Raw genomic sequence first — 2,655 nt, 5'->3', positions numbered from 1 at the left:
GCACGAAAAGGAACCAACGAGGCCCCCGTGTTGTAAAGCTGCGGACGTCAGATATCCCGCTCAACAACCCGAGGGCCTCGCCCGTTACGCAGCCACCCCCGTCACCCGATCAGTGGCCACGTTGAAAGAGCTCACTGTATGCACGACGGTGGGAGATCGAGCTGGTCTTCGACGAGATCAAGACCCATCAGCGGGACAGACCAGTTCTCCGGTCGCAGACCCCGGACGGCGTTCGCCAGGAGATCTTCGCCCACCTGATCGTTCACCACGCGACCCGGGACCTCTTGGCCGAGGCGGCCCGCCTCACCCAGAGCCCCACCGAACGGACGTCGTTCGTCCGGGCCCTGCACGTTGTCCGCCGCTCGGTGATCGCGCCGTCCGGCTTTTCCCCCCTCGGCCCGCAGACGTGACGGACGGCTCGCCGAGATCGCAGCAGCTCTGCTGCCACGGCGACGGTCACGCGACTGCCCACGGAAGATCAAGTCGTGCATCACACCCTTCGCCAGCAAGGTATCCGGTGAGGCCGCCAGCAACCGGCGCCCTTCGGCCGTCGCCACGCTGAACTACCGATGGCACGACCATTAACGCAACGGCATTGTCATCAACAACAAGGGAGGGAAGTCATGCCGGCCCCGAAGGCCGGTAGCCCCATTGCGGAGCCGCGAAAAAGGTAACGTGGGGAGTCATCATGGACAGGGCGGTAATCGTAGCCGACGTCCAGGCCCAGCCGCGGGGACGTCGACAGTGGGCCCAGGGCCTCTTTTCCAGAGTGACAGGCAGCAGCGTGTGATCGCGGACGTTCGCCGACGCGGGCCCGGTGACGGGGATGCCCTACGCTTCGGTCAGGCGTGAGCGTTTGAGGCCTTGTTTGCCGCGGTCGGCCGGGCTTCTTCCGGCGCACTCACCGCCGACGGGTGCCTTGTGGTGCAGCCCGCGACCAGCAGCCGCAGGTCCCCCATGACTCCGAGCCTGATCTACTCGTCCCGGCGCCGCCGCAGGGTCGTAGCCGAGCAGTGCTCGTCGGCGCGTTCGTGTTCGCAGCCGGAGACGAGGACCTGGACGAGGCGGTCTTCGACCGCCTCGTCCGCTATCCGGGGGGGTTCACAGCCCAGAGGATGGCGGTCCTCGCGCTCGGGCAAGCCGGGCGGAGAACTGGTCGCGGACGGGCTTGGGCAAACATGACGAGTCAGGCAGGCACGGCACCCCGAGTGATCATGAAGCGTATAGAACTCTATGATCGGGGACCGTGCCTGCACCACTTCCCCACCTTCTGGCGGGCGCTCTTACCAGCCTTCACATTCACCCGATCAGGGGCGGGCCCAACTCGAAGCTCAGTGAGCTGCCTCGTAGGCAGCGCGTACGTCAGCTGGGATACGGCCCCGCGTGTTGACCTCGAGGTTGTTTAGTCTCGCCCACTCTCGGATTCGCCCGGTCATGGCTTGATCACTATCGGAAGTAGATCGACGTGGCCGTCGACCGCCCCGCACCCTGCGAGCTACCTGCAGATAGGGAGCCAGGTCCTCTAGCAGTTTGTCGTAGCTCTCCGGAGAAAGGTCAATTTCATACTCAACCCCGTCCAGAGAGAAGCTGTGCGCGGCGCCTTCGGCCGTCTCCCGCCCAGTTACGTCATCGATGAAAATCGTCACTTGCTTTTGAGCCATAAAAGAAAGAATACACGATCCGCGGACAGACGTGAACACCCCACGTTTTCCTGCGCCCCCGGGTCTGGCAAGGCTGCGAAGTGGTGCGGTCATGGGAGCTCTAGGCCAGCCTTGCTGGAACTACTGTTCTGTTCCAGGGGCTGGGCTCCGGCCATCCTGCGCGCGTCAGTCACAGCGCGGTGCTTAGCGACTGAGTACATGCGGCCCTCCTCCAGCGAAGCTTGCAACCCGATCATGCAGAAGCATGCATTGGACGGAGACTATATTGCAGCGCCCCCAAAACACCACGCCGACGACCGACGCCTACACCACATCTTCTACAGGGCCAAACGGGCCCTGTAAGAAGAACGGTGTAACTCCGATCGTAGAAACTTGCACCTGTGACCAGCGAGAAATTAGCCAAGCCGTCCGGGGCGGGGGCCGCCTCGGCGGCTGTGGATGACCGGTTCCCGGAGCTTGTAACCCGATCGCAGGCCGAGGGCCTGCGGCTGACCGGTGAGGGCGGTCTGCTCCAGCAGCTGACGAAGCCACTGCTGGAGTCCGCCCTCGAGGGCGGAATGATAGATCATCTCGGCTATGACCGGCATGATCCCGCCGACAAGAACGGCGGCGACTCATGCAACGGGAAGCGGTCCAAGACCGTCGTCACGGACGTCGGTCCGGTCGGGATCGAGGTCCCGCGGGACCGGCAGGGCGGGTTCGAGCCGTAGATCGTAGCTTTCCTGCAGTTCGACGCCGAGATCCGGCGGATCGTCTGCACCACCAACGCGGTCGAGTCGGTCAACGCCCGCATCCGCCTGGGTGTCAGGGTAAGGGGCCACTTCCCTCCGAGAACATCGCCCTGAATGCGTCTACCTCGCGGTGATGCCCCCGAGGCTGCTATATCGAGTCAAGTCGTTTACTGAGGGTTTCAGGGTGGGGTCGGTGGGTTGATGGTCAGACCGGTGGCCGTGAGACAGCTGTCGGTGAGGTCGGGTCGGAGTTGGATTCTGCG

At 64.0% G+C, this 2,655-nt stretch carries 2 protein-coding genes and 3 pseudogenes; 3 read left to right on the top strand and 2 right to left on the bottom strand.

Annotated elements, in window-relative coordinates; genetic code table 11:
- Positions 1 to 134: 134 nt before the first annotated feature.
- Positions 135 to 410, top strand: a complete 276-nt coding sequence (locus IF89_RS49970) for a transposase (protein ID WP_420707015.1) — start codon at positions 135 to 137, stop codon at positions 408 to 410.
- 272 nt (positions 411 to 682) lie between these two features.
- On the opposite strand, the pseudogene IF89_RS48680 reads toward IF89_RS49970, so the two are convergent.
- Together IF89_RS48680 and IF89_RS43760 are read right to left on the bottom strand one after the other, a co-directional pair.
- Positions 683 to 1,203 (bottom strand): annotated as a pseudogene (locus IF89_RS48680) (IS5/IS1182 family transposase); the annotation flags it as partial.
- Positions 1,204 to 1,331: 128 nt separating this feature from the next.
- A complete protein-coding gene (locus IF89_RS43760) occupies positions 1,332 to 1,661 on the bottom strand; it encodes a histone-like nucleoid-structuring protein Lsr2 (protein WP_078628772.1) in 330 nt (109 codons plus the stop codon).
- A gap of 434 nt (positions 1,662 to 2,095) precedes the next feature.
- Here IF89_RS43760 and IF89_RS39165 point away from each other — a divergent pair.
- Positions 2,096 to 2,368 (top strand): annotated as a pseudogene (locus tag IF89_RS39165) (transposase); the annotation flags it as partial.
- A gap of 12 nt (positions 2,369 to 2,380) precedes the next feature.
- Positions 2,381 to 2,488: pseudogene (locus IF89_RS49965) on the top strand (transposase); the annotation flags it as partial.
- Positions 2,489 to 2,655 lie beyond the last annotated feature (167 nt).

The organism is Streptomyces sp. NRRL F-2664 (assembly GCF_000719345.1).
GTDB lineage: Bacteria > Actinomycetota > Actinomycetes > Streptomycetales > Streptomycetaceae > Streptomyces.
This window is presented reverse-complemented; position numbering and strand designations above follow the sequence as displayed.

What these genes read in the sequence shown, in the direction of transcription:
- IF89_RS43760 (WP_078628772.1), bottom strand. Translation starts at nt 1,661, where the DNA reads ATGGCTCAAAAGCAAGTGACGATTTTCATCGATGACGTAACTGGGCGG.